The 451-nt window shown below is 70.1% G+C and carries 1 protein-coding gene; it reads left to right on the forward strand.

Annotated elements, in window-relative coordinates; translation table 11 throughout:
- Nucleotides 1-451: ATP-binding cassette domain-containing protein (locus J5M56_RS25325; RefSeq protein WP_207938100.1), on the forward strand; the 451-nt coding region annotated here is incomplete at both ends.

The following is a 451-nucleotide window of genomic DNA, read 5'->3' on the forward strand; positions in this document are numbered from 1 at the left end:
CTCGAGGGCGATGCGCTGCGCGCGGGGGCGAGCTTCGACGTGCGCGCGGGCGAGATCGTCGGCTTTTTCGGGCTCGTCGGCGCGGGGCGCAGCGAACTGATGCGCGTGATCTACGGCGCGCAGCGCAGGACGGGCGGCGCGCTCACGCTGGACGGCGAGCCGCTCAACATCCGCTCGACGCGCGACGCGATCCGCCGCGGGATCGTGCTGTGCCCCGAGGATCGCCAGGAAGAGGGAATCGTCGCGCATGCGTCGGTCGCCGAGAACATCAACATCAGTGGCCGCCGCCACGGGCTGCGCGCGGGGCTCTTTCTCGACCGCAAGCGCGAGGCCGAGACGGCCGATCGCTTCATCAAGCTGCTGAAGATCAAGACGCCCAACCGCCGGCAGAAGATCCGCTTCCTGTCGGGCGGCAATCAGCAGAAGGCGATTCTCGCGCGCTGGCTCGCCG

Source organism: Pseudomonas sp. 51_B, assembly GCF_017491595.1.
Lineage (GTDB): Bacteria > Pseudomonadota > Gammaproteobacteria > Pseudomonadales > Pseudomonadaceae > Aquipseudomonas > Aquipseudomonas promysalinigenes.